General features: G+C 70.9%; 29 protein-coding genes and 1 riboswitch. Of the genes, 12 read left to right on the top strand and 17 right to left on the bottom strand.

Translation table 11 applies throughout. The features are described 5' to 3' along the window. Positions 1 to 58: 58 nt before the first annotated feature. A complete protein-coding gene (locus B0I32_RS26655) occupies positions 59 to 484 on the bottom strand; it encodes a DoxX family protein (RefSeq protein ID WP_106244446.1) in 426 nt (141 codons plus the stop codon). Between the two features lie 82 nt (positions 485 to 566). On the opposite strand from B0I32_RS26655, the gene B0I32_RS26650 reads away from it, so the two are divergent. Further along, entirely contained in the window at positions 567 to 1,040 is a 474-nt protein-coding gene (locus B0I32_RS26650; protein ID WP_245956043.1) for a MarR family winged helix-turn-helix transcriptional regulator, read from the top strand. A 54-nt stretch (positions 1,041 to 1,094) separates the two neighbouring features. Here the strand turns inward: B0I32_RS26650 and B0I32_RS26645 are convergent, their stop codons facing one another. After that, positions 1,095 to 1,802, bottom strand: a complete 708-nt coding sequence (locus B0I32_RS26645) for a lysophospholipid acyltransferase family protein (protein WP_106244445.1) — start codon at positions 1,800 to 1,802, stop codon at positions 1,095 to 1,097. A gap of 190 nt (positions 1,803 to 1,992) precedes the next feature. Here B0I32_RS26645 and B0I32_RS26640 point away from each other — a divergent pair, with 190 nt between their 5' ends. Both B0I32_RS26640 and B0I32_RS26635 read left to right on the top strand, forming a co-directional pair. Further along, positions 1,993 to 2,751: an alpha/beta hydrolase gene (locus B0I32_RS26640; protein ID WP_106244443.1), complete on the top strand. Its 759-nt coding sequence runs from the start codon at positions 1,993 to 1,995 to the stop codon at positions 2,749 to 2,751. A gap of 46 nt (positions 2,752 to 2,797) precedes the next feature. Then, positions 2,798 to 3,277: a hypothetical protein gene (locus B0I32_RS26635; RefSeq protein WP_106244442.1), complete on the top strand. Its 480-nt coding sequence runs from the start codon at positions 2,798 to 2,800 to the stop codon at positions 3,275 to 3,277. A 99-nt stretch (positions 3,278 to 3,376) separates the two neighbouring features. Here B0I32_RS26635 and B0I32_RS26630 read toward each other — a convergent pair whose 3' ends face one another. From B0I32_RS26630 to B0I32_RS26600, 7 genes are all read right to left on the bottom strand, one after another. After that, positions 3,377 to 4,447 (bottom strand): hypothetical protein, encoded by a 1,071-nt coding sequence (locus tag B0I32_RS26630; protein ID WP_245956042.1) that lies wholly within the window; start codon positions 4,445 to 4,447, stop codon positions 3,377 to 3,379. A gap of 88 nt (positions 4,448 to 4,535) precedes the next feature. Next, positions 4,536 to 5,231: an endonuclease/exonuclease/phosphatase family protein gene (locus B0I32_RS26625; RefSeq protein WP_106244441.1), complete on the bottom strand. Its 696-nt coding sequence runs from the start codon at positions 5,229 to 5,231 to the stop codon at positions 4,536 to 4,538. Between the two features lie 15 nt (positions 5,232 to 5,246). Beyond that, a complete protein-coding gene (locus tag B0I32_RS26620) occupies positions 5,247 to 6,179 on the bottom strand; it encodes an ROK family glucokinase (protein WP_106244439.1) in 933 nt (310 codons plus the stop codon). 14 nt (positions 6,180 to 6,193) lie between these two features. After that, positions 6,194 to 6,700 (bottom strand): DUF5304 family protein, encoded by a 507-nt coding sequence (locus B0I32_RS26615; RefSeq protein WP_106244437.1) that lies wholly within the window; start codon positions 6,698 to 6,700, stop codon positions 6,194 to 6,196. Between the two features lie 44 nt (positions 6,701 to 6,744). Beyond that, on the bottom strand, positions 6,745 to 7,920 hold the full coding sequence (locus B0I32_RS26610; RefSeq protein ID WP_106244435.1) for an ArsA family ATPase: 1,176 nt from the start codon (positions 7,918 to 7,920) through the stop codon (positions 6,745 to 6,747). Between the two features lies 1 nt (position 7,921). Continuing rightward, positions 7,922 to 8,359: an SRPBCC family protein gene (locus tag B0I32_RS26605; protein WP_106244433.1), complete on the bottom strand. Its 438-nt coding sequence runs from the start codon at positions 8,357 to 8,359 to the stop codon at positions 7,922 to 7,924. Between the two features lie 59 nt (positions 8,360 to 8,418). Then, positions 8,419 to 9,186 carry a metallophosphoesterase family protein gene (locus tag B0I32_RS26600; RefSeq protein WP_106244431.1) on the bottom strand — a complete coding sequence of 256 codons (768 nt, stop codon included), beginning with the start codon at positions 9,184 to 9,186 and terminating at the stop codon, positions 8,419 to 8,421. A 127-nt stretch (positions 9,187 to 9,313) separates the two neighbouring features. On the opposite strand from B0I32_RS26600, the gene B0I32_RS26595 reads away from it, so the two are divergent. The 5 genes from B0I32_RS26595 to B0I32_RS26575 all read left to right on the top strand — a co-directional run bounded on the left by B0I32_RS26595 (position 9,314) and on the right by B0I32_RS26575 (position 15,099). Beyond that, positions 9,314 to 11,062 carry an AMP-dependent synthetase/ligase gene (locus tag B0I32_RS26595; protein WP_106244430.1) on the top strand — a complete coding sequence of 583 codons (1,749 nt, stop codon included), beginning with the start codon at positions 9,314 to 9,316 and terminating at the stop codon, positions 11,060 to 11,062. Positions 11,063 to 11,320: 258 nt separating this feature from the next. Next, positions 11,321 to 11,740, top strand: a complete 420-nt coding sequence (locus tag B0I32_RS26590; protein ID WP_106244428.1) for a coiled-coil domain-containing protein — start codon at positions 11,321 to 11,323, stop codon at positions 11,738 to 11,740. 286 nt (positions 11,741 to 12,026) lie between these two features. Further along, positions 12,027 to 13,313, top strand: coding sequence for an ABC transporter substrate-binding protein (locus B0I32_RS26585; protein ID WP_106244426.1), 1,287 nt, complete (start codon positions 12,027 to 12,029; stop codon positions 13,311 to 13,313). Beyond that, positions 13,313 to 14,185: a carbohydrate ABC transporter permease gene (locus B0I32_RS26580; RefSeq protein ID WP_106244425.1), complete on the top strand. Its 873-nt coding sequence runs from the start codon at positions 13,313 to 13,315 to the stop codon at positions 14,183 to 14,185. The genes B0I32_RS26585 and B0I32_RS26580 overlap by 1 nt, the downstream gene beginning before the upstream one ends. Beyond that, a complete protein-coding gene (locus B0I32_RS26575) occupies positions 14,182 to 15,099 on the top strand; it encodes a carbohydrate ABC transporter permease (RefSeq protein ID WP_106244423.1) in 918 nt (305 codons plus the stop codon). The genes B0I32_RS26580 and B0I32_RS26575 overlap by 4 nt, the downstream gene beginning before the upstream one ends. Positions 15,100 to 15,108: 9 nt before the next feature. Here the strand turns inward: B0I32_RS26575 and B0I32_RS26570 are convergent, their stop codons facing one another. From B0I32_RS26570 to B0I32_RS26545, 6 genes are all read right to left on the bottom strand, one after another. Further along, positions 15,109 to 16,230, bottom strand: coding sequence for a glycosyltransferase family 4 protein (locus tag B0I32_RS26570; RefSeq protein WP_106244422.1), 1,122 nt, complete (start codon positions 16,228 to 16,230; stop codon positions 15,109 to 15,111). Continuing rightward, positions 16,227 to 17,633: a M48 family metallopeptidase gene (locus tag B0I32_RS26565; protein WP_106244863.1), complete on the bottom strand. Its 1,407-nt coding sequence runs from the start codon at positions 17,631 to 17,633 to the stop codon at positions 16,227 to 16,229. The genes B0I32_RS26570 and B0I32_RS26565 overlap by 4 nt, the downstream gene beginning before the upstream one ends. Positions 17,634 to 17,644: 11 nt before the next feature. Beyond that, a complete protein-coding gene (locus B0I32_RS26560; RefSeq protein WP_146178331.1) occupies positions 17,645 to 18,484 on the bottom strand; it encodes a gluzincin family metallopeptidase in 840 nt (279 codons plus the stop codon). A gap of 273 nt (positions 18,485 to 18,757) precedes the next feature. Then, entirely contained in the window at positions 18,758 to 19,279 is a 522-nt protein-coding gene (locus tag B0I32_RS26555; protein ID WP_106244419.1) for a C40 family peptidase, read from the bottom strand. A gap of 73 nt (positions 19,280 to 19,352) precedes the next feature. Next, positions 19,353 to 19,518: riboswitch (cyclic di-AMP (ydaO/yuaA leader) on the bottom strand. A gap of 534 nt (positions 19,519 to 20,052) precedes the next feature. Beyond that, entirely contained in the window at positions 20,053 to 21,027 is a 975-nt protein-coding gene (locus B0I32_RS26550; RefSeq protein WP_245956041.1) for a C40 family peptidase, read from the bottom strand. An 83-nt stretch (positions 21,028 to 21,110) separates the two neighbouring features. Beyond that, a complete protein-coding gene (locus B0I32_RS26545) occupies positions 21,111 to 22,433 on the bottom strand; it encodes an NYN domain-containing protein (RefSeq protein WP_106244415.1) in 1,323 nt (440 codons plus the stop codon). A 144-nt stretch (positions 22,434 to 22,577) separates the two neighbouring features. Between B0I32_RS26545 and B0I32_RS26540 the strand changes: the two genes are divergently transcribed. Further along, positions 22,578 to 23,654 (top strand): phosphotransferase family protein, encoded by a 1,077-nt coding sequence (locus B0I32_RS26540; RefSeq protein ID WP_106244413.1) that lies wholly within the window; start codon positions 22,578 to 22,580, stop codon positions 23,652 to 23,654. Here B0I32_RS26540 and B0I32_RS26535 read toward each other — a convergent pair. Beyond that, on the bottom strand, positions 23,636 to 24,319 hold the full coding sequence (locus tag B0I32_RS26535) for a response regulator (protein WP_106244412.1): 684 nt from the start codon (positions 24,317 to 24,319) through the stop codon (positions 23,636 to 23,638). The two genes, B0I32_RS26540 and B0I32_RS26535, sit on opposite strands and share 19 nt — an antisense overlap. Further along, complete coding sequence (locus B0I32_RS26530) at positions 24,316 to 25,563, bottom strand: sensor histidine kinase (protein ID WP_245956040.1); 1,248 nt, start codon at positions 25,561 to 25,563, stop codon at positions 24,316 to 24,318. Before B0I32_RS26530 ends, B0I32_RS26535 begins: the two co-directional genes overlap by 4 nt. A 109-nt stretch (positions 25,564 to 25,672) precedes the next feature. On the opposite strand from B0I32_RS26530, the gene B0I32_RS26525 reads away from it, so the two are divergent. The 3 genes from B0I32_RS26525 to B0I32_RS58980 form a co-directional block, all read left to right on the top strand. Further along, positions 25,673 to 25,900, top strand: a complete 228-nt coding sequence (locus tag B0I32_RS26525) for a hypothetical protein (RefSeq protein ID WP_106244408.1) — start codon at positions 25,673 to 25,675, stop codon at positions 25,898 to 25,900. Beyond that, on the top strand, positions 25,900 to 26,391 hold the full coding sequence (locus tag B0I32_RS26520) for a PH domain-containing protein (protein WP_106244407.1): 492 nt from the start codon (positions 25,900 to 25,902) through the stop codon (positions 26,389 to 26,391). Before B0I32_RS26525 ends, B0I32_RS26520 begins: the two co-directional genes overlap by 1 nt. Beyond that, a partial coding sequence (locus B0I32_RS58980; protein ID WP_425438113.1) for a hypothetical protein occupies positions 26,388 to 26,667 on the top strand: 280 nt, incomplete at its 3' end. The genes B0I32_RS26520 and B0I32_RS58980, both read left to right, overlap by 4 nt.

Genomic DNA, 26,667 nt, shown 5'->3' with positions numbered 1-26,667 from the left:
CACCGCGGGATCCCGCGCACGGGTGAGTGCGCGGGTCCTGGGCGTCGGGTTCCGGCGGCTATGCGATGGCCGGGGCGGTGCCGCGGCGGCGGCCGAGTACGCGGTCGAGGGCGAACGCGCCGCCCCCGGTGAAGCCGACGGCCAGACTGGCCGCGGCCAGCGCCAGCACGAACTCGTAGCCGCCCTCGCCCGCCAGCCCGTTGGCGCCGTGGACGAAGACGATCGCGCCGATCATGTCGAGGGCCAGCAGCGCGCCCGCGACGGGCAGCGCCACGCCCAGGATCAGCGCCAGCCCGCCCGCGATCTCCAGGACGGCCACGGCCGGAGCCGCCAGGCCGGCCAGCGGGATGCCGACGGACTCGAAGAACTTGGTCGTGCCCGCGATCCCCATGGTCGCGAACTTCTGGTAGCCGTGCACCAGGAAGATCACCCCGACGGCGATCCTGGCGAGCAGCAGGACGACGGGACGCGCCTGATCCACCATGCGCTCTCCTCGATGATTGTTTGAATTTGAACGACAACTCTAGCAGTGGTCGTTCAAATTCGAACGACAGTACACTGATGCGGTGACGGACCCCCGGACAGACCCCCGCTGGCTGGACGCGACCGAGATGGCGGCGTGGCGCGCCTTCCTGTCCACCTCCCACCTCCTCGAACGGCGCATCGAAGAGCAGCTCAAAGCCGCCGCCGGGCTCACCCACCCGCAGTACGAGATCCTGGTGCGGCTCGCCGACGCCCCCGGCCGCCAGCTGCGCATGACGGAGCTGGCCAGGGGCGTCGTCGCGTCGAAGAGCGCGCTGACGTACCAGATCACCCAGCTGGAGAAGGCGGGCCTGGTCAGGCGGGCGACCTGCCCGTCCGACGACCGCGGCGTGCTGGCGGTGCTCACCGAGGCGGGCATGAGCTGTCTGGAACGGGTGGCGCCCGGCCACCTGGAGATCGTCCGCGAATACCTGATCGACCGGCTCAGCCGCGAGGAGCTGCGCGCCATGACGAGCGCGATGCGCAAGTCGGAGGAGGCCTTACGCTCCTCCGTGTGACCGCCTCAGGCGGGCCCACGGAGCCTGCGAAAGTCACCGCCCTGACCCTAGGGTCTAGTGCTTGGCCGCCGCGGCGCGGGCGGCGCGTTCCATCTCGACCCTGGCGCTGGCGGCGTACTTGTCGACGTATTCCTGCCCCGACAGCTCCATCAGCGCGTACATGATCTCGTCGGTCACCGCGCGCAGCACCAGCCGGTCGTCCTCCATGCCGTAGTAGCGGGAGAAGTCGAGCGGCTTGCCGAACTTCACGCCCGGCCGGATGCCCAGCTTGGGCAGCGGCCGCCCCGGCGGCATCATCTCGTAGGTGTTGACCATCGCCCACGGGATCACCGGCACCCGCGACTCCAGCGCGAGCCGGGCGACGCCGGTCTTGCCCTTGTAGAGGCGGCCGTCGGGCGAGCGCGTGCCCTCGGGGTAGATGCCCAGGATGTTGCCCTCGCGCAGGATGCGCAGCCCGGTGCGCAGGGCGGCCTCGCTGGCCTTGCCTCCCGAGCGGTCGATCGGCACGGTGCCGACCCCGCTGAAGAACAGCCGGGTGAAGAAGCCCTTGACGCCGCTGCCGGTGAAGTAGTCGGCCTTGCCCAGCGAGATGACCTTGCGGCGGATCTGCAGCGGGCCGAAGAAGTGATCGGCGAACGACAGGTGGTTGCCGGCCAGGATCGCGGGCCCCTGCTTCGGCACGTTTTCGCCGCCCTCGGTCCACGGCCGGAACACGAGGTGGAGGAACGGCCCCAAGATGGCCTTGACCACCCAGTAGAACACCTGGCACCTCTTCCTGCGCACGTCGTCCTGCGGGCACTTCGTCCGGCCGTCATCCGCCGGCGGGCAGAGTCATCTTCCCACCTTGACGGCCATGCTCCTACATCACCTCTCGCACAAACACCTCGAAACATGCGACGATCGGGCCGTTCTGGAGGAAATTGCCGGAATGAAACAGCACAGAGGAGCTGTTATGCCGCTCATGCCAGGCGCGGAGCCCTACCACCACGACGCGGGTCAGATCGGCGTGCTGTTGTGCCACGGTTTCACCGGGACGCCGCAGTCGCTGCGACCGTGGGCCGAGTACCTGGCCGGGCACGGGGTCAGCGTCTCGCTGCCCCGCCAGCCCGGGCACGGCACCAGGTGGCAGGAGATGAACCGCACGCGCTGGGAGGACTGGTACGCCGAGGTGGAGAAGGCGTTCGCGGACCTCCAGGGCCGGTGCGCGGAGGTGTTCGTGGCGGGGCTGTCGCTGGGCGGCTGCCTGGCGCTGCGACTCGCCGAGGTGCACGGCGCGGCCATCAGGGGCGTGATGGTGGTCAACCCGTCGATCGCCCTCGACGTGCCGCTGCTGCGGCTGGCCCCCCTGCTCAAGTGGTTCGTCGCGTCGGTCCCCGGCGTCGCCAACGACGTCAAGAAGCCCGGTGTGACAGAGCTGGCCTACACCCGCACCCCGGTGAAGGCGGCGGCCTCGCTGCCCGGCCTGTGGTCGCTGGTGCAGGCCGACCTGGCGAAGGTGACACAACCGCTGCTGGTCTTCCACAGTACGGAGGACCATGTGGTCAAGCCCGCGAGTGTCGCGATCATCCGGGCGAAGGTCCCGCAGGCCACGATCGAGGAGCTTACCGATAGCTACCATGTTGCGACGCTGGACAACGATGCCGACAGGATCTTTGCCGGTAGCCTCGACTTCATCCGGACACATGCCTCGGTACCCTTGCAGAGGGACTGATCGCACCCAGGGGGAAGTCGCGATCGCTGCGGAGAGGCCCATCTAGGTGACGCCCCAGAGTGACGAGGACGAGGTCTGGCGGCAGATCGTCGCGTCCTTCAACGACACAGCCGAGCGCGACTCGGCCGACCAGCCATGGCCGGACAGCGAGAACGTCCCCGCCGAGCCGATCCGCCGGGTGGTCAAACCGCCGGAGCACGCGGACGGCGACGACGCCTCCGGCCGCGATCCCGAGGACGATCCCTCCGGCCGGGACCACGACGAGGACGAGGAGGACGAGGGGCACTTCGAGCCTCCGCCGCCGCCTCCGCTGCCCAAGGTCGACCTGGCGACCAAGCTGGCGTGGGTGGCGCTGTTCGGCGGCCCCGCCTACCTCCTGGTCGCGGCGATGGCCAGCTGGCACATGGAGGGGTGGGCGCTGTTCACCGCGGTGGCGGCGTTCATCGGCGGGTTCGTGGCGCTCGTGGTCCGCATGGGCGACGGCCCGCCCAACGACTCGGGCTGGGACGACGGCGCGGTCCTCTAGCGAACGCGCCGCGGACGCCGGCGCCGTTCTCCGGACGCGCGCCGGGACCGGGACGCCGGCGTGGTCCGCCGAAGGTCCGCTGAAGTCCCGCGGGGTCTCTCAGGACTTCTGGGTGGTCGTCTTGGGCGCGAACGTCTCCACGACGTCGGTGTAGCGATCGGCCTTGTCGACCGCGTGCCCGACCGCCCACACCGTCCCCTTGCCGGCGAGGTAGGTCACGGCCTGCAGCCGTACGCTGCTCCTGCCCTTCTTGGCCTCGCCCCTGATGACCTCGCAGCGGCCCTTCTCGCACCGCGTCATGAACGGCTCCGCGGCCTTGGCGGGGTCGTAGCCCGTCATCCAGTAGCGGCCCTTGCCGTCGCCGGTCACCCCGTAGATCCTGGCCTCGGCGCCGGGCAGCCGCAGCCGGCGCCAGCGCTTGCCGTTCCAGGCCAGGGCGAGCGGCGAGATCTCGCCGGGCCCGCGGTAGATTCCGCCCACGGCCAGCGCCCGCTTGGAGTTGTCGACCTGGAGGTCGCGCAGGTAGCCGCCGGGGACGGACGGCACCGGCATGGACTTCCAGGTGCCGCCGGAGCTGTGCATGATCAGCGGCCCGGTACCGGTGTCGCCGACCGCGAACCCGCCCGCCACCGCGTAGAGCGCGCCCTTCTCCTTGGTCTCCTGCGCGGTCCAGGAGTTGCCCTGGCCGGTGAGGATGAGCGCGTTGCGCTCGCGGCTGCCGACCGCCACGACCTTGCCCGACTTGGCGTCGATGCCGCCGAGCCAGTCGCCCGCCCGCATCGCCTGCGGCCGGAGCCGGTCGAACCCGCTCGTGTCGCCGTGGGCGAGGAAGGGGACCCCGTCGTGCCCGTCGCCGACCGCCCACACGTCGGACGCCGACGCGGCGGCCAGCCCGCGCAGGTTGCCCGCGGCCGTGGCGTCGCGCACGCTGACCTCGGACCACTTGCCGCCGTCCCAGTGGCGGATGGTGCCGCGGTTCTTCCATACGTCCCAGATCTCCTGCTGCCCCACCGCCCACACGTCGGTGGGAGAGATCGCCAGCACGTCGGACAGCGAGCCGTCGGGCTGGAGGCGGACGCTGGTCGACTGCTGCCACGCCTCGATCTGGGCCTCGCTCTGGGCGGGACGGGGATCGGCATGCGCGGCGGGCGTGACCTGCGTCAAGGCCACGGACGTCGCCAAGATCAAGGAGAGCGCACGCCGCTGAGAGCGACGAGTCATGAGGAAATGCTACGGGCTGGAGAGCCTGTTCTGCCCTCTAGTGCCCAAGTCGCAACTCCGCGGCGACGGGCAGATGGTCGCTGGCCCCGGCGAGATCGGCGCCCGGCGCGTCCACTCCCCCGCACGACAGGACGCTCGCCCCGCGCGCGGCGAAGACGGCGTCGATCCGCGCGGACGGCCGGTCCGCGGGGAAGGTCAGCCCGTCCCCTTCCGGCGCGACGGCGTAGCAGTCGGCCAGCCGGCCGGCGAGATAACGCCAGGCCGGCTGGTGCGCCCGCTCGTTGATGTCACCGGCGAGCACGATCGCGGCGTCGTGGCGGGCCGCCACCCGCTCCATGATCGCCATCGCCTCTGCGGCGTGGTGCATCCTGGCCGCCTGGTGCAGGTCGAGGTGGAGCGAGCCGACAGCCAGGCACGCCCCCTCGGCGCGCACCACGGCGACGGCCAGCCCGCGCCGCTCCAGGCCGAGGAAGGAGCGCAGCGCGTGGCTCTCGGCGTGCAGCACGCGCACGCGCCGGCCGGTCAGCACGGCCACGCCGCCGGTCCTCGCGGGGGTGGCCACGGCGAGGCCGGCCGCGGCGGCCAGGGCCGCGCGCCCGGCCCGCCAGCGGCCGAACCTGGGCGCCTCCTGCACGCACAGCACGTCGGCGCGCGCGGCGGTCATGACCCGGCCCAGCGCGGGCACGCTGTCGCGCATCCCGTGGACGTTGTAGGTCGCGATCCTGATCGTCACGTACGGGCTGCGGTTCTAGCGCCGCCTGGCCAGGTCGGCCGCGCCCACCACCCCGGCCGAGGCGCCCAGCTCGGCCAGCTTGATCTCGGCCAGCGGGCGGTGCCCTCTGCCGGTGATCCGCTCGCCGAAGGCCTCCCTGGCCCGGTCGATGAACAGGTCGGCGGCGCGGGAGACGCCGCCTCCGACGATGAAGCAGCCGGGGTCGAGGATGGCGGCCAGGTCGGCCATGCCCTGCCCGAGCCAGTCGCCCAGGCTTTGGAAGGCGGCCAGCGAGGCCTCGTCGCCCAGCCGGGCGGCCTCGGTGATCTCCTCGCCCTCGATCTTGCCGCCGGCCAGGCCCAGCAGGGTGCGGGCCCGCTCCGGCTCCGCCTCGGCGATCTCCCTGGCGTCCTTGACCAGTGCCTGGCCGCTGGCGTACTGCTCCCAGCAGCCGACGTTGCCGCACCCGCACAGCCGCCCGCCGGGCAGCACCTGCATGTGGCCCAGCTCGGCGCCCATCCCCCAGCGGCCGCGGTAGAGGGCGCCGTCGAAGACCAGACCGCCGCCGATGCCGGTGCCGAGCGTCAGGCAGACCACGTGGGACTGCCCTCGGCCGGCGCCGAACCGGGTCTCGCCCCAGGCCATGGCGTTGGCGTCGTTCTCGATCACGACCGGCAGGCCGACCATGCCGCTGATCTTCTTCTGCAGCGGCTCCTCGCGCCAGGCCAGGTTGGGGGCGAAGCGCACCATCGACCGGGTCTCGTCCACGAACCCGGCCGCTCCTACCCCGACGGCCTCGACGTCTCTTCCCTGCGAGAGCTCGCGAACGACGTCGGCCACCGTCTCGGCCACCACGTCCGGCCGGTCGGCGGCGGTGGGCCTCAGCGTGTGTTCGACGATCTCGCCGTTGTCGTCGACCACGCCGGCGGCCACCTTCGTCCCGCCGATGTCGACACCGATCGTGAGCATGCCCCGTGTCTCCTCTATCCCAGATCTATGTGTTCCACGTCGCCGCGATCGCGTCCGTCGCGGTCGTCGCGCGGCCTGCTGTCGCGCGTCGCGGGCCGGCCCAGGGCGTCGAGCGCGCCGCGGAAGGCGGCGAACAGCTCACCGCCCGCGGCGACCAGGTGCCCGGTGACGTCGCCGCCGGACTCGCGCTGCGCCGCGATCGCCCGGCAGACCGGGCAGGCGCGGCAGATGTACTCGTCGTGCGGTTCGGAGACGGCCTCCTCCCACACGTCCCGCTCCCTGCGGCCACCGCCGCCGGTGAAGGAGTTGAACACGCTCCTGCCGACCTGGCGGGTCGCCCGGCCCTGGATCGAGTCGAACAGCTTGCGCGCCTCGTCGGCCACCGTGCCGATCGGGTCCCTGGTGTCCCCGGCCGCGGTGTTCCTGTCTCTGCCGGTGTCCCTGCCAGTGTTTCTGCCGGTGTCCCTGCCGGTGTCTCTGCCGGTGTCTCTGCCGGTGTCTCTGTCGTTGCTCTCGGTCATGCTGGGCCCTCCCTGACTTGTGGGTCGCTCATCCATTCAACTCATCAGGTCGCGGATTCGCTCCCGGAGTCGTACGGCTGTGCGGCCCAGGTCACGCGGAGCACCCCGTCGCGCAGCGCCGCCCCGCTGATCTTCCTGCGGGCCAGCGCCGCCGGCAGCGCCAGAATCCTGCGGTACGGGCCCGCCGTGATGATGAGCTCGTCGCCCTTGCGGGCCAGGTCGACGTCCTCGCGGCCGGCGCCGGGCAGCGCCAGCGACAGCTCGTCCGCGCTCATCCGCAGCGGCGGCTCGACGGAGTGGGGGGCGAACGGATCGGCGTCGCCGTACATCGCGGCCCCGACCTCGGCCAGCGCGTCCTTGCCCACCGGCTCGGCGGGCAGGTAGGGCACGACGTGGATGGGCAGCGGCGCGAACGACTGCTCCGCCTCGGCCAGCAGGCGCGACTGCGCCGCCACCCACTGGGCGCGCCACTCGTCGGCGCCTCCGGCCGGGAAGACCCGGTTGGCGACGACGGCGTCGACGCGGTAGCCGTACAGGCTGAGTGAGGTCAGGGTGCGCCTGGCCTCGGCGAGGACCACGGCCTCGGGGGTGAGCACGAGCCGGACGGAGGCGTGGTCGCCGGTGAGCAGCTCGCGCACCTCCATGAGGCCGCGGTGGAAGCGCTCGCCCGCGTTCATCACGTCCTCGCCGGGCGCGCTCACGTGGGCCACGCTGCGCACGAACGGCGAGACCAGCCGCAGCACCTTGCGGCCGACCGGCATGAGCCTGGAGACGTGCCAGTCGAGCGCCTCGGGCAGGGCCAGCAGCCGCAGCGTCTCGGCGGTGGGGGCGCAGTCGACCACGATCACGTCCCAGCGGCCCTCGCGGGCGTGCTCGCGCAGTTCGAGCAGGGCGATGAGCTCCTCGGCGCCGGGCAGGACCGTGATCTCCTCGGAGGTGATCTCGTCGAGGCCCAGCTCGCCCAGCACGCCCCTGGCGTAGTCGCGCAGCTCGCCCCAGTGGCGCTCCAGCGTCTTCTGCGTGTCCACCTGGCGCAGGTGCAGGCCGGGCGCGATCTCGCCGGGCTCGACCGCGAGCGCGTCGGCCAGCGAGTGGGCGGTGTCGGTGGAGACGATGAGCGTCTTGAGGCCGCGGCGGGCCGCGAGCGTGGCGGTCGCGGCGGCGGCCGTCGTCTTGCCGACGCCGCCCTTACCGGTGAAGAGCAGGACGCGCGGGCTCAAGTCAGCGGCCTTCTACGCGCTTCTTGAGACCCTTGAGCGCGGTGTCCACGATCACTTTCTCCGCCTTGCGCTTGATCAGGCCGATCATGGGGACGCTGAGATCGACCGTCAGCTCGTATGTCACCTCGGTGTCACTGCCCGCGCCGGCCAGCCGGTAACTTCCCTTGAGCTCGGAGACCATCCTGCCCGGCTCCGCCACCTGCCAGCTGACGCCCTCGTCGCCCTGCCAGGCGTAGGCGAGGGTGTAGGAGTCGCTGATCGGGCCCGCGTCCAGGGCGAACCGGACCGTGCTCGGCCGGCCGTCCTCGTCGCGGGAGAGGACCTCCGCGCTCTTCACCTGGCCCGCCCACTGCGGGTAGGAGGGGAAGTCCGCGATGACCGCCATGACCTCGGCGCGGCCGGCGCCGATGGTGGTGCTCGAAGTGGTGCGATCAGCCATGCGAACACCGTAGTGCACAAACCACCGGTCGCGGCGGACCCGTGGAGGTGGCGGCCAGATCACCATTCCATGGCATACGGGACGCCCTTTCCGCGGAAGTGACCCACGTTCACGCACTCGGTGCGCCCGATCCTGGCGCGCGGGTGCAGCGGGTTGTGCACGTGGCCGAACAGGGCGTAGCGCGGCTGGGTGCGCCTGATCGCCTCCAGCGTCGCCTCGCTGCCGCGCTCGAACCTCCTCGCGACCACGTCGTAGAGCAGCTCGGGCACCGCGGGCGGGATGTGGCAGCAGAGCACGTCCACCTCGCCGACGGCCTCGACCTTGGCGGCGTACTCCTCGTCGGCGATCTCGTACGGCGTGCGGTAGGGCGTCTTGAGCCCGCCGCCCACGAACCCGAACCGCAGGCCGCCGATCTCCGCCACCTCGCCGTCGAGCACCCGGTGGCCGGGCCTGAGGTAGTCGGCCCACAGGCGCGGGATGTCCACGTTGCCGTAGGTGAGGTAGGCGGGGGTGGGCATGGCGGCGAAGAGGGTGGCGTACTGGGCCCGGACGTTGCGCTCGATGTGCTCGCGCGGATCGCCGTCGAGGGTCGCCCACAGCCGCGCCGACATGGCCCTGGCCTCGTCGAACCGCCTGGCCGTGCGCAGGGCGATGAACCGCTCGGCGTTCTCGGCGCCGAACAGGTCGGCGAAGATGCCCTGCGCGTGGTCGTCGTAGTCGACGAACAGGATCAGGTCGCCGAGGCAGATCAGCGCGTCCGCCCCGTCACCCGCCCTGGCCAGTGCGTCGGCTCTGCCGTGGACGTCGCTGACGACATGGACCTTCATGAGGGGAATCCTAAGAGCCGCTGCTGCTAGCGTGAGAAATGCCCTTCATAACGCCTCAATGACGGAGCTACCGGCGCGTAACTTCAGCCGGTAACGTCCAGGCCGTCCCCGAAGAGGAGTTGAGTTCGTGCGCGAGTACAGCGTCCCCGTCCTGGTCGACGTGCCTGCGTCCGCGGGTCTGGCCGACACCGTCTTCCGCCGGGCGGAGCAGGAGCCGGGCGCCGTGGTGATGCGCCGCAAGGCCGGCGACGGCTGGCCCGTCGTCACCGCCGCCGAGTTCCGCGACCAGGTGGCCGCGGTGGCCAAGGGGCTGATCGCGGCGGGTGTCGGCCACGGCGACAGGGTCGCGCTCATGTCGCGGACGCGGTACGAGTGGACGCTGGTCGACTACGCCATCTGGGCCGCCGGCGCGGTGACCGTGCCGATCTACGAGACCTCCTCCGCCGAACAGGTCAGGTGGATCCTGGAGGACAGCGCGGCCAAGGCGGCGTTCGTCGAGCTGGACACCCACGAGGAGGCCGTCAAGGAGGCCGCGCCCGGGCTGAAGTCGCTGTGGCGGGTGGACGGCGAGCTGGAGACCGGCGCCGTCACCGACGCCGACCTCGACGAGCGCAGGCGGCAGGTCGGCTCGTCCGACCTGGCCACGATCGTCTACACCTCCGGCACCACGGGCCGGCCCAAGGGCTGCCGGATCACCCACGACAACCTGCTGTTCACCGCGCTCAACGTGCTGCGGGGGCCGCTGGAGCCGCTGTTCGCGCGCAAGGACCCGGCGGCGCTGCTGTTCCTGCCCCTGGCCCACATCTTCGCCCGCATGATCCAGGTGGTGCTGTTCGAGGCGGGCGCGATCATCGCGCACACGCCCAACATGAAGAACGTCGCCCCCGACCTCCAGGACTTCAAGCCGACGTTCCTGCTGGGCGTGCCGCGCGTGTTCGAGAAGGTCTACAACGGCGCCGAGCAGAAGGCCATCTCCGGCGGCAAGGGCAAGATCTTCGCCCGCGCGGTGGACGTGGCGGTGGCCTGGAGCAAGGCGGAGAGCTCGGGTGGCGCGCCGCTCGGGCTGCGGATTCAGCGGGCGGTCTTCGACAGGCTGGTCTACTCCAAGCTGCGCGCGGCCACCGGCGGCCGGCTGTCGGCGGCGGTGTCCGGCGGCTCCGCGCTGGGCGATCGGCTCGGCCACTTCTTCAAGGGCGTCGGCATCGAGGTCTTCGAGGGCTACGGCCTGACCGAGACCTCGGCTCCCGTCTCGGTCAACATGCCCGGCGCCAACAAGATCGGCACCGTGGGCAAACCGCTGCCCGGCGTCACGCTGCGCATCGGCGACGACGGGGAGATCCTGGCCAAGGGCCGTAACGTCTTCACCGGCTACTGGGAGAACGACGCCGCCACCGCCGACGTGATCGACTCCGACGGCTGGTTCCACACGGGCGACCTGGGCGAGCTCGACGCCGACGGCTACCTGCGGATCACCGGCCGCAAGAAGGAGATCCTGGTCACGGCGGCGGGCAAGAACGTGGCGCCGGGACCCCTGGAGGACGCGCTGCGCGCCCATCCGCTGATCTCCCAGGCCATGATCGTGGGCGACGGACGGCCGTTCGTCGCGGCCCTGATCACGCTCGACCCCGAGGCCGTGCCGGCCGGCTCCACCGTGGCGGGGCTGCGCGAGGACCCTGCGACGCGGGCCGAGATCCAGGGTGCCGTGGACCGGGCCAACCTGATGGTGTCCAAGGCCGAGCAGATCAAGAAGTTCGTGATCCTGGACGCGGACATCACGGAGGAGAGCGGGCATCTGACGCCGACGCTCAAGGTTAAGCGCAACGTGGTGATGCGGGACTTCTCCGGCGAGATCGACAAATTGTACGACGGGCGCTAGGTCCTTGGGAAAAATGCAGTGCCCGATTCGCACACATAAACACGGATAAAAAGCGAGATATTCTCACGAATAAGCCGCCACAACATGTGCGGATTTTTCCGAATCAGGCCAGTTATATGCCTTCCGAACAGGGGAATCTCCATTCGATTCCCCTCTTCCCGGCGCCGATTCCCGGTGTATCCTCGGGGCAAAGAAAAGCACGGGACCGGAGATACACTGAATCCCCGGTCCCTACCTACAAAGGTAGAGGATTCAATCGTGAGTATCAAGGAAGCCACCATCGAGGAACTCGGCGTCGAGTTCGCCACCAAGGTTCACAACGAGTTCGTCCAGACCCGCACCGACCAGCTCATGATGGGCGAAGACCTCACCCGCCGCATCAACGGCGTCGGCAACCAGGTCAAGAGCCTGAATGGAACGGTCCAGAAGCTCGACGCCAGGGTCGGGCGTCTCGAGAGCAAGGTCGATCAACTCGACGCCAGGGTCGGGAGCCTCGAGATCAGGGTCGGGAGCCTCGAGACCAAGGTCGACCAGCTCGGCGTCAAGGTGGAGTGCCTCGAGGCCAAGGTCGACGCGGGGTTCGACAAGGTCGACGGACAGATCTCCGACCTGCAGAAGGGCCAGATGGACATGATGAACATCCTCATCGCCATCCAGCGCAAGCTCGACGTCAACTGACCGTGAGCATGTAGCCGCGAGGTGACGAAGAGGGCGGGCCACGTACGCGGCCCGCCCTCTTCGCGTTTCTCAGGGGCACCGGCCGGCCGGGAGGGTGAGCGGCGAGGCGGCCGGATCTCAACAGGTTCCGACAGGGCCCGCCCGTCCTCGTGACCGGGGCACGGCAGCACCACTCTCGGGCATTCGTTCTGAAACTGTGCGTTGACAGTCGGAAATGTTCGATTTCTGATGAAAGAAGGTGAGGGAACTCGGGGGAATTTGAAGGGTCCGGCAAGGAGGAACCACCATGGCCCAACGCTCGCCGATCACCCGCCGTCATCTCCTGCTCGGGGCCGCCGCCACGTTCGGCGTGCCCGCCATACTCGCCGGGTGCGGCTCGGAGGCCCCGGCCCCCGCCCCCGGGCGGCCGGGCGGCGATCTGGGTACGGTCACGATCGGCTCGAACGCCTCCGACGAGATCCCGAAGAAGAGCCTCGACACCGTGGTCAAGGGCTTCACGCAGGCCACGACCAGGATCAACACGGTCGACCACAACACCTTCCAGGAGAACATCAACCGCTACCTGCGCGGCACGCCGGAGGACGTCTTCACCTGGTTCGCGGGCTACCGCATGCAGTTCTTCGCCGAGCAGGGGCTGGCCACCGACATCTCGGACGTGTGGCAGGAGATCGGCGGCGGCTACACGCAGGCGTTCAAGGACCAGTCGACCGGGGTCGACGGCAAGCAGTACTTCATCCCGTTCACGTACTATCCGTGGGCGGTCTTCTACCGCAAGAGCGTGTGGCGGGAGAAGGGGTACACGCCGCCCGCCACGCTCGACGAGTTCACCGCGCTGGCCAGGAAGATGAAGACCGACGGGCTCATCCCGATCGCGTTCGCCGACAAGGACGGCTGGCCGGCGATGGGCACGTTCGACATCCTCAACATGCGCACGAACGGCTACGACTTCCACGTCTCGCTCATGGCCGGCAAGGAGTCGTGGACGGACCCGCGGGTCAAGCAGGTGTTCGACACCTGGCGGGGGCTGATGGAGTTCCACCAGCCGGCCGCGCTGGGCCGCACCTGGCAGGAGGCCGGGCAGTCGCTGGCGCAGAAGAAGACCGGGATGTACCTGCTCGGGATGTTCGTCGCGCAGCAGTTCCCCGAGGCCGACCGCGACGACCTCGACTTCTTCACCTTCCCCGAGATCAACCCGGCGTACGGGACCGACTCGATCGACGCCCCCATCGACGGCTACATGATCTCGGCCAAGGCCAAGAACGTCGAGGGCGCCAAGGCGCTGCTGAAGCACTTCGCCCAGCCCGCCTCGCAGAACATCGCCACCGGGCTGGACCCCGGCACGCTGGCCGCCAGCTCCCAGGCCGACACCTCCGGCTACAGCGCCCTGCAGAAGCGCGGCGCGGAGCTGGTGTCGAAGGCCACCCACATCGCGCAGTTCCTCGACCGCGACACGCGGCCCGACTTCGCCTCCACGGTGATGATCCCGTCGCTGCAGTCGTTCGTCGGCGAGCCGGACGAGATCGACTCCCTGCTGAAGAGCATCGAGCAGCAGAAGGCGAACATCTTCCGCTGATGGCCGTCAAGACCCGTCGCTACTCCGCCCGCGACGTGACCATCCTGGTCATCGGGCTGGGGGTGGCCATCGTCGTCAACGTGGGCCTCATCTGGGGGCCCACGCTGGCCTCCGTCGGGCTCTCCGGCACCGGCTGGAACGGCATCGGACCGATCGAGTGGATCGGCGGCCGCAACTACCACGACCTGGCGGCCGAGTATCCGCCGTTCTGGTCGGCGGTCCGCAACAACGTGCTGTGGCTGGGCTTCCTGGGGCTGGTCGCGACGCCGTTCGGGCTGTTCTGCGCGGTGCTGCTGGATCGGCGGCTGCGGTTGTCGCGGTTCTACCAGAGCGCCCTGTACATGCCGGTGGTGCTGTCGCTGGCCGTGGTCGGCTTCATCGCGCAGCTCGTCTACTCCTCCGACTACGGCGTGCTGAACGCGGTGAGCGGGCTGAGCGTGGACTGGCTGGGCGACAGCTCCATCAACATCTGGGTGGTCATGGTGGCGGCGGCCTGGCGGCACGTCGGCTACGTCATGATCATCTATCTGGCGGGGCTGAAGGCGGTCGATCCGGCGCTGAAGGAGGCGGCGGCGATCGACGGGGCCGATGAGCGGCAGGCGTTCTTCCGGGTGGTGTTCCCGACGCTGCGGCCGGTGAACGTGATCGTGCTGGTCATCACGGTGATCGAGGCGCTGCGGGCGTTCGACGTCGTCTACGCCATCAACAAGGGCAGGAACGGGCTGGAGCTGCTGTCGGTGCTGGTCACGGAGAACATCGTGGGCGAGGCCAGCAGGATCGGGTTCGGCTCGGCGATCGCGGTGATCCTGCTGGTGATCTCGATCGGGTTCATCGTCACGTACCTGTCGCAGCTGTTCAGGGAGGAACGATGACGCTCACCGCCCCCGCCGCCGCTCCCCCCGCCCAGGAGCGGCCCGCCGCGCCGCGGCGCCCGGTCCGGCCGCTGCGGGTCCTGCTGCACGTCTTCCTGGGGCTGGTGGCGCTGGGGTGGCTGCTGCCGCTGGCGCTCGCGGTGTACGCCTCGGTACGGCCGTACGAGGAGACCGCCCGGCTCGGCTACGTGTCGATGCCGGAACATCTCACGCTCGACTACTACGTACAGGCGTGGACACAGGCCGAACTGCCGCGCTACTACCTGAACACGCTGATCATCGTGGTGCCCGGCGTGGTGGTGACGCTCTTCCTGGCCTCGTTCACGGCGTTCGCGATCGCCCGGCTGCGCGTTCCCGGGCGCAAGGTCCTGCTGATCGTGTTCACCGCGGGCAACCTGCTGCCGCCGCAGGTGCTCATCACCCCGCTGTACACGTTCTACACGCTCGTCCCGCTGCCCGAGTGGCTGTCGGACTCGCAGTCGCTCTATGACTCCTACCTGGGGTTGATCCTCATCCATGTGGCCTTCCAGTTCGGCTTCTGCGTGTTCGTGATGGCGAACTTCATGCGCACGATCCCCGAGGAGATCACCGAGGCGGCGCTGGTGGACGGGGCGGGGGTGTGGAAGCGGTACTGGCGGCTGACGCTGCCGCTGTGCCGGCCGGTGCTGGCGGCGCTGTCGACGCTGCAGTTCACCTGGATGTACAACGACTTCCTGTGGGCGCTGGTGCTGATGTCGTCGGGCGACAAGCTGCCCGTCACCTCGGCGCTGAACAACCTGCGCGGCCAGTTCTTCACCGACTACAACCTGCTGGCGGCCGGGTCGATGCTGGTGGCGCTGCCGACGCTGATCGTCTTCCAGTTGCTGCACAAGCAGTTCGTCGCCGGGCTGACGCTGGGCTCGACCAAAGGCTGAGAGCCGGAACTAGAGCAGGGCGTGGAAGCGGGCGGCCACCTGGTCCCACGCCCACTCGCGGACGATCCAGTCGCGGCCGCCCCGGCCCAGCTTGCGCGCCTTGTCGGGGTCGCTCAGCAGCTCCACGACGGCCTGGGCCACCACGCCCGGGTCCTCGCCGTCGACCACGAGCCCGGTGTCGCCGGGCCGCACCGCGTCCGGCGCGCCGCCGGACGCGCCCGCCACCACCGGCAGCCCGGTCGCGGACGCCTCCAGGAACACGATCCCGAGCCCTTCCACGTCCACCCCTTTCAGCCGGGTACGGCACGGCATCGCGAACACGTCCGCCACCGCGTAGTAGCCGGGCAGGCTCGCCGCCGGAACCGTGCCGGTGAACCTGATCGACTCCCGCCCGGCCGCCAGGCGCTCCAGCGTCCGCCGGTAGGGGCCGCCGCCCACCAGCAGCAGCACCGCGTCGGGCACCGCGCGCAGCACCTGGGGCCAGGCTCTGATGAGCTGGTCCTGGCCCTTGCGCGGCACCAGGCGCGAGACGCACACGACCACGGGCCGGCCCGCCAGGCCGAGCGCGGCCCGGAATCCCGGCGGGGCCGCGCCGGGGTGGAACTGCTCGACGTCCACGCCGGGCGCGAGGCGGACCAGCTTGGCCTCCGGGATGGCGGCGGTCAGCCGTTCGCGGGTGTAGTCGCCGAGGTAGGTCACCACGTCGGCGTGCGCGCCGATCCTGCGCAGCACCGAGCGGAAGCCCGGCGCGCTCGCCCAGGACGCCTCGTGGCCGTGGGTGAGCATCACCGTCCGCCGCGCGCCGGCGCCGCGCAGGCGGGGGGCGAGCAGCCCGAGCGGGGCCGCCGCCCCGAACACGACGGTCCGCGCGCCGTGCTCGGCCACGAGACGGGCCGCCGTCCGGGCGACGGCCGGGGTGGGCAGCATCAGCCGCGTCGGGTGCCGGACGACCCGGTACGGCTGGCGCCGGTCGAACTCCGCGCAGCCCGGCCAGGCGGGGGCGTAGACCACCGCGTCCGGTGTGCGCAGCGCGAGCCCGTGCACGAACGACTGGATGCCGCCCGGCCTGGGCGGGAAGTCGTTGGTGACGAAGAGCACGCTGCTCGGCCGGCCGCTCGCGGGGTGGGTCACGGTCGCGGGACGCCGTTCAGCTCGGCCCAGGCGCGGGCCAGCGCGATGCGCTCGGGGGCGGAGGGATGGGAGGCATAGAGCACATATTCCACCGCATCCGGCGACAAGTCGGAAATATTGGTCAATGCGAGGCGTTGCTGCATGGCCACGAACGTGGCCGGGTCCCGGGTGAGGTCGAGCGCGTGGGCGTCGGCCCTGGCCTCGACGTGCCGGCTGATCAGGTTCTGGGCGGGGCCGAGGAGCAGCGAGCCGAGGGTGATCAGGCCCATGAGCGCGCCGGTCGCGCGGGGGTCGGTGATCGAGGTGACGCCGGTGCGCCGCCGTACCGGGCCGAAGATCAGGAACAGCGCGATCACGCCCAGCGCCGACCCGAGGGCGCCGAGGAGCGTGCCGTGCAGCACGTCGTCGTGCTCGGCGTGGCCGAGCTCGTGCGCCACGACCAGCGCGACCTCCCGCTCGGGGGCCCGCAGCAGCGTGTCGTAGACGACGATGCGCCGGGTGGCGCCGAAGCCGGACACGTACGCGTTGAGCGCCGTCGTCCTGCGCGAGGCGTCGGCCACCAGCACGTCCTCGACCGGCACGCCGTCACGCCGGGCCAGCTCCAGCAGCTCGGTACGGAGCGGGCCCTGCCGCATGGGGGTGAAGTCGTTGAAGATCGGCTCGAACACCACCGGATACACGAACGACGCCGCCACCGTCAGCGCGAACGCGCCCGCCGCCGCCGGGATCCACCAGCGCCTGACCTTGCGGGCCAGCGCCATCAGGGCCAGCAGCATGACGCAGAGCAGGAACGCCTGCACGCCCATGCTCTTCAGCCGGTCCCCCGCCCAGCCGGACCAGTCCTGGACCGACAGTCCGTAGTCGCGCAGGATCGTCTCGTACCAGACGCCCAGCGGCCACCTGATCAGCTCGGTGATCGCGGTGATCAGCAGGACGCCGAGGATCACCCGCAACCACCACGGGCCCCTGAGCCGGCCGGTCACCTTCGCGCCGAACGGGGTGGCGACGAGCAGCCCGGCGACGATCACCGTGAGGGCGAGCGAGAGGTAGGCGGGCAGGCTCGTGGCGGCGTCGAAGGCTCGCGCCTTCGCGATCTGGGCGGCGGTGAAGTCGCGGGACGGGTCCGGCGGGCCGCCGGTCAGCGCCTGCCAGGGCGTGCTGAACGCGGCCACGGCCAGGACGGCGAGGCCGAGCAGCACGAGCGTGATCGCCGCCGGCCGCCTGAGGCCGCTGCCGGGCTCCTGCTTCCCCACAGCCCCCTCCTCCCCTCCCTCCGGCCCGCCACGCCTCTCCCCCGCGGCGGCAGGCCCAGGGGCGAGTTCCGGGGCGGTCACCGCCGTCGTGGCGCCGTCCGGGGCCTCGTCCTGTCCCGGTGAGTCCTCCGCGTCCTGCCGTTCGCTCATCTGCCTGCCCTTCACGCGAGCTGATCCCGCACGTACGCGCGCCACGCTGCCGTCAGCGTGGCGGTCGTGAGTCCACGTGCGGCGAGCGCCCGGTCGGCGCCGGAGGCCCTGGCCGCACGGTAGAGCCTCACCAGGGTCTCCTCACCCAACCGGCCGGCGAGGAAGCGACACGCCAGCCACGCCTCCTGGTACGCCCGCGCCGGCCGCGCCGGGTCCCGATCGTCCATCGCGAAGTCAGCGGGGCCGGGCAGCGCGTCCGGCAGGCGTCCGGCCCGCACCTCGGCGGCGAGTTCTGCGGCGACGGTCATCACGGGCAGCCCGGCGTCGCGGTAGCCCACGTAGTCGGCGAACCCTTCGTACAGCCAGACGGGGAGGCCGTCCGTGCCCGCCACGACGTGGGTGAGCTCGTGGGCGAGCACCACGTCCTTACCCGTGGGGGTGAGGGTGGCGAAGAGCTCGGGAACGACGATCACGCGCCCGCCGTCGGCCAGCGCGGCCAGCCCGTCGGCCCGGGCCACGCGCGCCAGCCGGGCGGCCTCCTGGGCGGATTCCGGCACGATCACCAGCGGGCGCACGGGCCTGCCGAGCACCCGGCCCACCCTGAGCCCGGCCCTGTCGGCCCGAGCCGCCATCTCCTCCAGCCCGCCGCCATCGCGGCCGTCGCGGCCGTCGTCACCCCTGCCGTGGCCCACGATCGTGGAGTGCCGTCCGCGGCGGATCACCGTGTCGCCGCCCGGCCAGAGGTCGCGGGCCCCCGGGGGAAGGATCGGGGAGTCGGGGAGCGGCGCGCCGCCGGAGGCGAGGAGCAGCAGGCCGGCCACCACGGCTCGTCGGCTCACCTGCTCGGACACGAAGCCCGATCGTAGCCGGACCGGCACGGGCTTCATCCCGGCCGAGCCGCACCGGCGTTCCGGGTGCCGGCGTGCCGTGGGGTGACCCCGGACGGGCGGGGAGCCCGGCGGGGTGGCTCCGGACGGGTGGGGAGCCCTGTGGAGTGGCTCCGGGCAGGTGTGGAGCTCCGTGGGCTGGCTCCGGGCGGGTGTGGAGCTCCATGGGGATGGTCTGGACGTGCGAGAGCCCCGTCCGGGTCCGGGAAAGTCTCCGTGGATCCGGGCGGGGCTTCTTCACATGCCGGGACGGACCGCGCCGACGAATGACGACCTGCGCCAACCGCCCAGCTTGTCGATGCGCACCCGTTCGCCTGTCCGAGGCGAGTGGATCATCTTGCCCTTGCCGACGTACATGCCGACGTGACCGAGCCCGTTGAAGAACATGAGATCACCGGGCTTCAGGTGCCGCCAGGAGATCTTGTTCCTGATGCGGGCGAACTGGCTGCTCGCCACCCGCGGGAGCTTCACCCCGGCTCGTTTCCAGGCGAACTGGACGAGACCGGAGCAGTCAAACGAACCAGGACCTGTGGCTCCGTACCGATACGGGTCACCGATCTGGTTCTTGGCCACGGCGACGGCCTTGCGGGCCTTCGCTTGCTGCCGAGCGACCTTGGCTGCCCTTCGCTGGGCGGCCGTGACCTTCTTCGAGGTCTTAGCGGTGGTTTCCGCTTTCACCGTCGTGACGGTCGATTCGCTCGTCGTCTCCGCCTGAGCCGTTGGGGCATGGAGGATGGCACCTCCGGCCGTCACGGTCATGGTGAGCGCTACGCCACTCAGGGCAAGGCGGGACAGACGGGGGTTCTGCAGGGAGCTGGACAGGATTTCTCCTTGTGTCTTCCACGAACGCCTACCGGGTTAGCTGACGGATTCGGGCCTGGAAGTCGCCCTACGGCGCGATACGCGCGCCGATTCACCCCTGATCCCTGGGGAAACGTGGGATCGCTGGGTCCCCGGCTCCGTGCCTCCTGGCTGCACGGATTCGGCAGGTCGAAGCCCCGATGAACATGGGGATATCGGGGGACGACCGGCGGATCTCTATCTGTCTCACATCGGGAGGGGACCGATGCGGGTTCGCGGCGCCATGGCTTGTGCACCGCGACGACGCCAGAAGCTACGCGCAAAGTTCAAGGATCGGCAAAGCGTGAGCCTGGCTGTAAAGATCAGACAGAGGACTTTGTCAGATTCGAAACCCCTGCTGGAACACCAGGTTCTGTTATGAAAATGTGACCCTGCTCACACTTGCGTGGACCCAAGATTGTCAGGTCCCAATTGTCGCTTATGTCACAGATTTCACGCCTAAATCATGCGTTCTCCACCTGGGAGCGCTCCCGAGGCATGTGACCGCCTTACGGGAGAGTCACGGGAAATATCCGCATATGTACGGCAGACACCGTAGGCATCGCAGCAGATCAAGAAAGACCTTCACTGCCCGAAGCCGTCGTTGAAACGATGATCCATAGTAGCAGCAGGCAGAAAAGAGGTCCCGCCGGAAGCCGCGAACGGCGAGACGGCGGGACCGGAAACCAGCGTTACGGGCGGACGGCCCCCACCAGGGTGCTGCCGTACGCCGAGAGCTTGACCACCTTGACGACGTCGCCCGTCTGCGGCGCGTGCACGATCTGCCCGTTGCCCGCGTACATGCTGACGTGCCCCAGCCCCGCGCTGAAGATGAGGTCACCGGGCTGCAGCGACTTGATGTCCACCTTGCGGCTGGCGCCCCACGACCACTGCTGCCACGTCGTCCGGGGCAGCGATACCCCGGCCGCCCGCCAGGCCGCCTGGGTCAGCCCCGAGCAGTCGTACGCGCCCGGGCCCGTGCCGCCGAACCGGTAGGGCTTGCCCACCTGCGCGAACGCGAACCGCAGCGCCGCCGCCGCGCTGCCCGAGGCGGGGCCGGTGTACTTGAGGCCCACGCTGTTGGGGTTACCCGGGTTGTAGGCGCCCAGCTTCTCCAGCAGTTTCTTCTGATCCTTGATCAGCTTCAGGATCTCCGAGCGTTCCTTCTCGACCGCGTCGCGTTCCTTGTCGGCGTCCTGCAGCGCCTTCTGCGCCTTGCCGCGCTCGACCTTCAGGCCCCGGTTCTCCCGGTCGAAGGCCGCCAGCTTCTCGGCCTTCTCCTGCGAGACCTGCCCGGCCAGGGCCAGCCCGGCGAGCATGTCCTGCGGGTCGGGCGAGCCGAAGATACCGGGCCATGAGGTGACGTCGTTGCCGGCCTGGTAGCTGGAGACCGCCATGCCGACGACCTCCGCCCGCAGGTCCGCGACCGTCGCCAGTTTGCGCTTGTAGCTCGTGTTCAGCTCGCCGTACGTGGACCGGGCCTTCTTGTAGCGCTCGGTCGCCGTGTTGTAACGGTCGACGACCTTGTCGGCCTTGTCGTTGAGCTTGTCGAGCTTGGCCTTCGCCTGCGCGAGCGTGGGCTTGGGGTCAGCTGTGGCCGCCCCCATGGGGATCAGCATCAGCCCGAACGCGAGACCCGTGGCCACCGGCACCCGGCCAAACCTCACTGTGTCGCCTCCCAGGGATTATACCTGGGGCGAAATAGTACAGAAGTGGCGGGTGTGGTTCATCAAATCCGCCATTTCGTAACTTAGGCGCGACCGAGCCTGCGCAGCAGCAAACCTGACGGAACGGGTCTGGCGCCCATCCGCCTGACGGACTCGGCGACCTCGCGGTCCGACGACACCACGGCCATGGCCCGGCCCGGCGGTTCGGCGCGGACGAGCTGGCGGATGAGGTCGTCGGCGATCTCCCCCGGCGCGCTGAACAGCACCCGCACCCCGCGGGGGGCCGTCACCTGCACGGGGGCGTTGAGCTCCGCCCCGTCGAACACCACGGTCACCTCGACCCTGGTCTGCGCCACCAGCCCGCCGAGCCCGGTCATGAGCCGGTTGCGCTGGTCGGCCAGGGTGAGGGTGCCGTAGCCGGTCTTGGTGACGTTGTAGCCGTCGATGATCAGGTGCACCTGGGGCAGGGCGAGCAGCTGGTCGAGCAGCTGCGGGTCGTCGTCGGCCAGGGCCCGCGCGGGGACGCCGCGCACGCCGGGGCGCTCGCCGGTGACCGCGGCGACCGAGTCGGCCGGCCGGCTGATCGTGGTGGGCAGGGCCAGCTCGCGGCGCAGCCCGGCCGAGGCGTCCTGCAGCGCGTCGAGCAGCACCCGTACGCGGGCGTCCTCGATGCTCCTGCCCTCGCGGGCGGCCCGGCGTGAGGCTTCGAGCTGCTTCTCCACGTCGGCCAGCCGCTCGCGCAGCCGGCGCAGCTCGGACTCGCCCGCGCTGCCCGCGGCGGTGGCGGCGTGCCTGGCCTCCTCGGCGGCCTGCTCCATCTCCTCGGCGCGGCGCACCGCGCCCTTCGCGCGCTCGCGGGCGTCGTGCAGCTTGCGGCGCAGGTCGGAGTTCTCCGCGCGGGCCGCCCTGATCTGCTCGCGCAGCCGGTCGGCCTCCTCCTTGGCGGCGCTCTTCTGCGTGGCCAGCTGCTCGCGCAGCCGGGCCACCACCTCCTCGCGCTCCGAGCCCTCGGCCGCGACGGCGGAGCGCTCCAGGTCGGCGCGGGCGGTCTCGATCATCTCCTCCCAGCCGGGCGGCCGGGTGAGATAGGCCGCCGCGGCCACGAGCACGGGATCGGCGGCGGGCGGCACGTTGCCCTCGGCCAGCGAGGCGACCAGCTCGGGCCAGCCGGCGGCCACGGACTCGGCGACCAGCTCACGGAACTTCTTGTCGTTCTCCAGCTGCGCCGCGATGGGCGCGCTGCCCAGCTTGGCCCGTTTGCGGGGATCGAACTTGGCGATGCCGCGCAGGGGCGGAGGCACCGAGGCAGCGGGCATCGTCCCGAGAACCTGAGAGGCCAGATCGACCACGTTGAGCCGCACCTGCTCGGGAAGCGGGCGAGACAGGCCTTCACCCGCTGAACTCATCCCACTTGTCCCTTCGTGACATGCCCTTTCAGACAAGGGTACGGCTGTTGCGTACCTGACCGTAACGACCACCCGTATATGGACAAGCGCTTGCTAGGCGGTATACGACTGTCGAAGGACAGATGTCCATCCGGGAGGCCCGTCGTGACGGAGCAGATGCGCACCTCCACCCGTGACCTGGAAGAACTGCGCCGGCGCGCCACCACGTGGCTGCGCGCCAAGGTCGGTGACGGCGCCACGGTGTCCGAGATGTCCAGGCCGTCGGAGAACGGCATGTCGAGCGAGACCCTGTTCTTCACCGCCACCTGGAACGGGCGCGCCACCCGCTGCGTGGCCAGGCTCGCACCAGCGCCGGAAGCCATTCCGGTCTTTCCCTCCTACGACCTGGAGGCCCAGTTCACCATCATGCGCCTGGCCAGGGAAAAAGCTGGGATTCCAGCGCCGCGCACGCTCTGGTTCGAGCCGGATCCCGGGCCGCTCGGCACGCCGTTCTTCGTCATGGAGCGGGCCGAGGGCGAGGTCCCGGCGGACGTGATGCCGTACACGTTCGGCGGCTGGTTGTACGACGCCTCCCCCGAGGACCAGCGCCGGCTGCAGGACGGCAGCGTGGCCGTGCTGGCCGCGCTGCACCGGACCGCGTTCACCCCGGCCGAGCTGGCCCCGTTCGGGGCTCCAGGGCTGCGCGCGCACGTCGACGCGCAGCGCGCCTACTACGAGTGGGCGCACGGCGCGCACCGCATTCCCCTGCTGGAGCGGGCCTTCGACCGGCTGGAACAGCTCTGGCCGGACGATCCGGGGCCCGACGTGCTGCTCTGGGGCGACGCCAGGATCGGCAACCTGATGTTCCAGGACTTCACCCCGGTCGCGGTGTTCGACTGGGAGATGGCCGCGGTGGGGCCGTGCGAGCTGGACCTGTCCTGGATGATCTTCTTACACCGCTTCTTCCAGGACCTCACCACCGGCGGCGGCCTGCCCGGCATGCCCGGCTTCATGCGCGCGGAGGACGTCTGCCGCACCTACCGCGACCTGACCGGGTACGAGCCGCGCCACCTGCACTTCTACGAGTTGTACGCCGCCCTGCGGCACGGCGTCATCATGGCCAGGATCTGGCAGCGCAGGATCCGCTTCGGCGAGCAGACCATGCCGGACGACCCCGACGACATGGTGCTGCACCGGGCCACCATCGAGGAACTGCTGGCCGGCTACGAGCCCGCGTCGTAGACGAGCAGCGCCACCTGGACCCGGTTGTTGAGCTCCAGCTTGGTCAGGATCCGGGAGACGTGCGCCTTGACCGTGGGCACGCTCATGTACAGCTCGCGCCCGATCTCGGCGTTGGACCTGCCCTGCCCGACGGCCATGGCGACCTCGCGCTCCCGCTCGCTCAGCCGGTCGAGCAGCTTCCTCGACCGGTGGGTGCGCTCGTCCGCGCCGCCGTCGGAGACGTGGGTGATGAGCTGCCGGGTCACCGCCGGCGACAGGATCGGCTCGCCCGAGGCCACCTTCCTGATCGCCTGGACCAGGTCACCGGGCGCGATGTCCTTCAGCAGGAACCCGGCCGCCCCCGCGCGCAGCGCCCGCAGCACCTGGGCGTCGGCGTGGAACGTGGTCAGCACCACCACCTCGGGCGGCGCGGGCCTGCGGCGCAGCGTCTCGGTGGCGGTGAGCCCGTCGATGCCCGGCATGCGGATGTCCATCAGCACGACGTCGGGCCGGTGCTCGGCCACCAGGGGCGGCACCTCGGAGCCGTCGCCGGCCTCCGCGACGATCTCGATGTCGGCCACGCCGCCGAGGATCATCGACAGCCCCGCGCGCACCATCGCGTCGTCGTCCACGATCAGCACCCTGACGGGCTGCGCGCCGGTGTGCTCCGCGGCGGGCGTGCTCATGTGTCGTCCTCCCGAGTCGTCTCCACCGGCCACGGCAGCCAGGCGCGTACCACGAACTCCCCCTGCGGCGTCGCGCCGTGCTCGAGCCGGCCGCCCGCGAGCTCGGCCCGCTCCGTCAGCCCGATCAGCCCGGCCCCCGCGCCGGGGATGCGCCCGGGAATGCGCGCCGGCTGCCGCGCCCACAGGGGGTTGCTCACCTCCACGGACAGCTCCTTGCCCCGCTCGCCCGCCACGACGACGCGCACCGGCACCGCGCCCGCGTGCTTGCGGGCGTTGGTGAGCGCCTCCTGGACGATGCGGTAGAGGTTACGGCCCAGCCCTTCCGGCGCGCCCGCGACCCGCTGGTCGAGCTGGACGTCCATGCCCGCATGACGGCACTCCTCGACCAGCGCCGGCAGGTCGGCGAGCGTGGGCTGCGGCCGGTCGGGCACCACCTCGTCGCCGTCGGGCGCGGAGTGGCGCAGCACGCCAATCACCTCGCGCAGATCCTGCAGCGCCAGGTGGGCGTTGGTCCTGATCGCCCCGGCCGCCCTGGCGATCTCGGCCGCGGGCGCGTCGGGCCGGAACTCCAGCGCCCCCGCGTGCAGGCTGAGCATCGAGATGCGGTGGGCCAGCACGTCGTGCATCTCCCTGGCGATGCGCTCGCGTTCGAGCCGTTTGGCCTCCTCGGCGGCGCCGTCGGCGCGCTGCCTGAGCGACCAGACGAGCTGACGCCTAGCCCTGACCACGATGCCCCACGCGAAGACGGTCAGCACGACCGCGACGCCGAGCGCCGCCGCCCACCCTCGCTCCATGTCGGTCTGCGGGCGCAGGACGACGTACGGGGCCAGGGTGAGCAGGTTGAGCAGGGTGACCGGCCCCGACACCTTGAACGGCCGGTGCACCGCCACCGTGAACAGCGCGACCACCGCGGCGCCGCCGACCAGCTCCAGATAGGACGAGAGCACGGCGAGCACCACCGCGAGGCCGACCGGCCACCTGCGCCGCAGCCACACCGACACGCACGAGAGCGCCCCCGTCACCTGCTCGACCGCCATCAGCGGCACCGGCTGGTTCTGCGCGTCGAGCTCCACCATCGACAGGAACGTCAGGCCGCAGGCGAACAGGAACATGGCGGTGTCGACGATCCAGTCGCGGGTCGAGCGCCGCACCCGCCCGCCCGCGCCGCCGTCGCCGAGCAGCACCGACGGCAGCGCCCACCGGTATTCGTGGGCGCGGAGGCCGTCTTCCCGCGGTCGCGTCACGTTCACCGAGGTTACGGCCTGTCCGCGCGCGGCGACAGCGACCAAAGTCGGTGTCCGCGCAGACCTACGGCGGACGCGGAGGCGGTTCCGGCGCGATGAGACTTGCGGCATGCAAGCGGCATTGACGGCATTCGGCTGGCTGCTGCTCCTCCAAGGGGCGGGCGGCCTGATCAACTCGCTGCTGGGCTGGTGGCGGTGGGCGCACGACCTGCTCGTGGTCAACCTCCTTCCCGTGCTGCGGGGATACGAGGTGTTCGCCTCCATCGTGCTCGGCGTGCTCGGCTTCGCGCTGCTCGCCGTCAGCGCGTCCGCGAAGCGGGCGGAGGAGGAGGGATGATGAGCGCGACCGCGTTGCGGCCGCCGCGGCACCGGGCCGATCCCCGGGCGGTGGCCTGGTGGACCGTGCAGTGGCTGATCCTCATGGCGCCGGTGGCGGGGGCGGCCGTGGCGGCGTACTGGTTCCTGTCGGAGCGGCCGGTCTGGCTGGGTTGTGTGGTCGCGGTGTTCGCGGCCGGGTGCCTGGTCCTGGCCGTGGGGGCGCCGCGGGCGGCGTACCGGGTGGAGCGGTGGGAGGTCACCGACCAGGCGGTCTACACGCGCAAGGGCTGGCTGACGCACACCTGGCGGGTGGCGCCGATGTCGCGGATCCAGCGGGTGGACACCGCGAGGGGGCCGATCCAGCGCCTGTTCGGGCTGGCGGACGTCACGGTGACGACGGCGTCGTCGGCGGGGGCCGTCAAGATCGAGGCGCTGGACCACGAGGTGGCGGCCGGCCTGGCCGAACGCCTGACCGCGATCACGCACGCCACCCAGGGGGACGCGACGTGACCACCCATCGACGCACCACCGCCCGTTTCCCGGCCCCTGAAGCCGAGCCCGTCGCGGGGGCCGGCGTCGGAGTAACGGCCGACGCCGACGCGGGGCGCGCGACGGACGTGGGGTCCATGACGGAAGCCGGACGCGTGCCCGAGACCGGCGGCATGGCGGAAGTGGGACGCGGGGCCGGGGCCGGTGGCGGGGGCGGGTCCGGTGGCGGGGGCGGGTCCGGGGCCGGGGGCGGGTCCGGGGGCGAGGCAGGGGGCGAGGCAGGGGGCGGGGCCGGGG

The organism is Nonomuraea fuscirosea (genome assembly GCF_003001935.1).
Lineage (GTDB): Bacteria > Actinomycetota > Actinomycetes > Streptosporangiales > Streptosporangiaceae > Nonomuraea > Nonomuraea fuscirosea.
This window is presented reverse-complemented; position numbering and strand designations above follow the sequence as displayed.

Bases quoted from the DNA above. Each gene is read 5' to 3' on its own strand.
- B0I32_RS26655 (WP_106244446.1), bottom strand. From the start codon at position 484: ATGGTGGATCAGGCGCGTCCCGTCGTCCTGCTGCTCGCCAGGATCGCC.
- B0I32_RS26640 (WP_106244443.1), top strand. From the start codon at position 1,993: ATGCCGCTCATGCCAGGCGCGGAGCCCTACCACCACGACGCGGGTCAG.
- B0I32_RS26620 (WP_106244439.1), bottom strand. From the start codon at position 6,179: ATGCTCACGATCGGTGTCGACATCGGCGGGACGAAGGTGGCCGCCGGC.
- B0I32_RS26615 (WP_106244437.1), bottom strand. From the start codon at position 6,700: ATGACCGAGAGCAACGACAGAGACACCGGCAGAGACACCGGCAGAGAC.
- B0I32_RS26605 (WP_106244433.1), bottom strand. From the start codon at position 8,359: ATGGCTGATCGCACCACTTCGAGCACCACCATCGGCGCCGGCCGCGCC.
- B0I32_RS26600 (WP_106244431.1), bottom strand. From the start codon at position 9,186: ATGAAGGTCCATGTCGTCAGCGACGTCCACGGCAGAGCCGACGCACTG.
- B0I32_RS26585 (WP_106244426.1), top strand. From the start codon at position 12,027: ATGGCCCAACGCTCGCCGATCACCCGCCGTCATCTCCTGCTCGGGGCC.
- B0I32_RS26580 (WP_106244425.1), top strand. From the start codon at position 13,313: ATGGCCGTCAAGACCCGTCGCTACTCCGCCCGCGACGTGACCATCCTG.
- B0I32_RS26575 (WP_106244423.1), top strand. From the start codon at position 14,182: ATGACGCTCACCGCCCCCGCCGCCGCTCCCCCCGCCCAGGAGCGGCCC.
- B0I32_RS26565 (WP_106244863.1), bottom strand. From the start codon at position 17,633: ATGAGCGAACGGCAGGACGCGGAGGACTCACCGGGACAGGACGAGGCC.
- B0I32_RS26555 (WP_106244419.1), bottom strand. From the start codon at position 19,279: ATGACCGTGACGGCCGGAGGTGCCATCCTCCATGCCCCAACGGCTCAG.
- B0I32_RS26545 (WP_106244415.1), bottom strand. From the start codon at position 22,433: ATGAGTTCAGCGGGTGAAGGCCTGTCTCGCCCGCTTCCCGAGCAGGTG.
- B0I32_RS26535 (WP_106244412.1), bottom strand. From the start codon at position 24,319: ATGAGCACGCCCGCCGCGGAGCACACCGGCGCGCAGCCCGTCAGGGTG.
- B0I32_RS26525 (WP_106244408.1), top strand. From the start codon at position 25,673: ATGCAAGCGGCATTGACGGCATTCGGCTGGCTGCTGCTCCTCCAAGGG.
- B0I32_RS26520 (WP_106244407.1), top strand. From the start codon at position 25,900: ATGAGCGCGACCGCGTTGCGGCCGCCGCGGCACCGGGCCGATCCCCGG.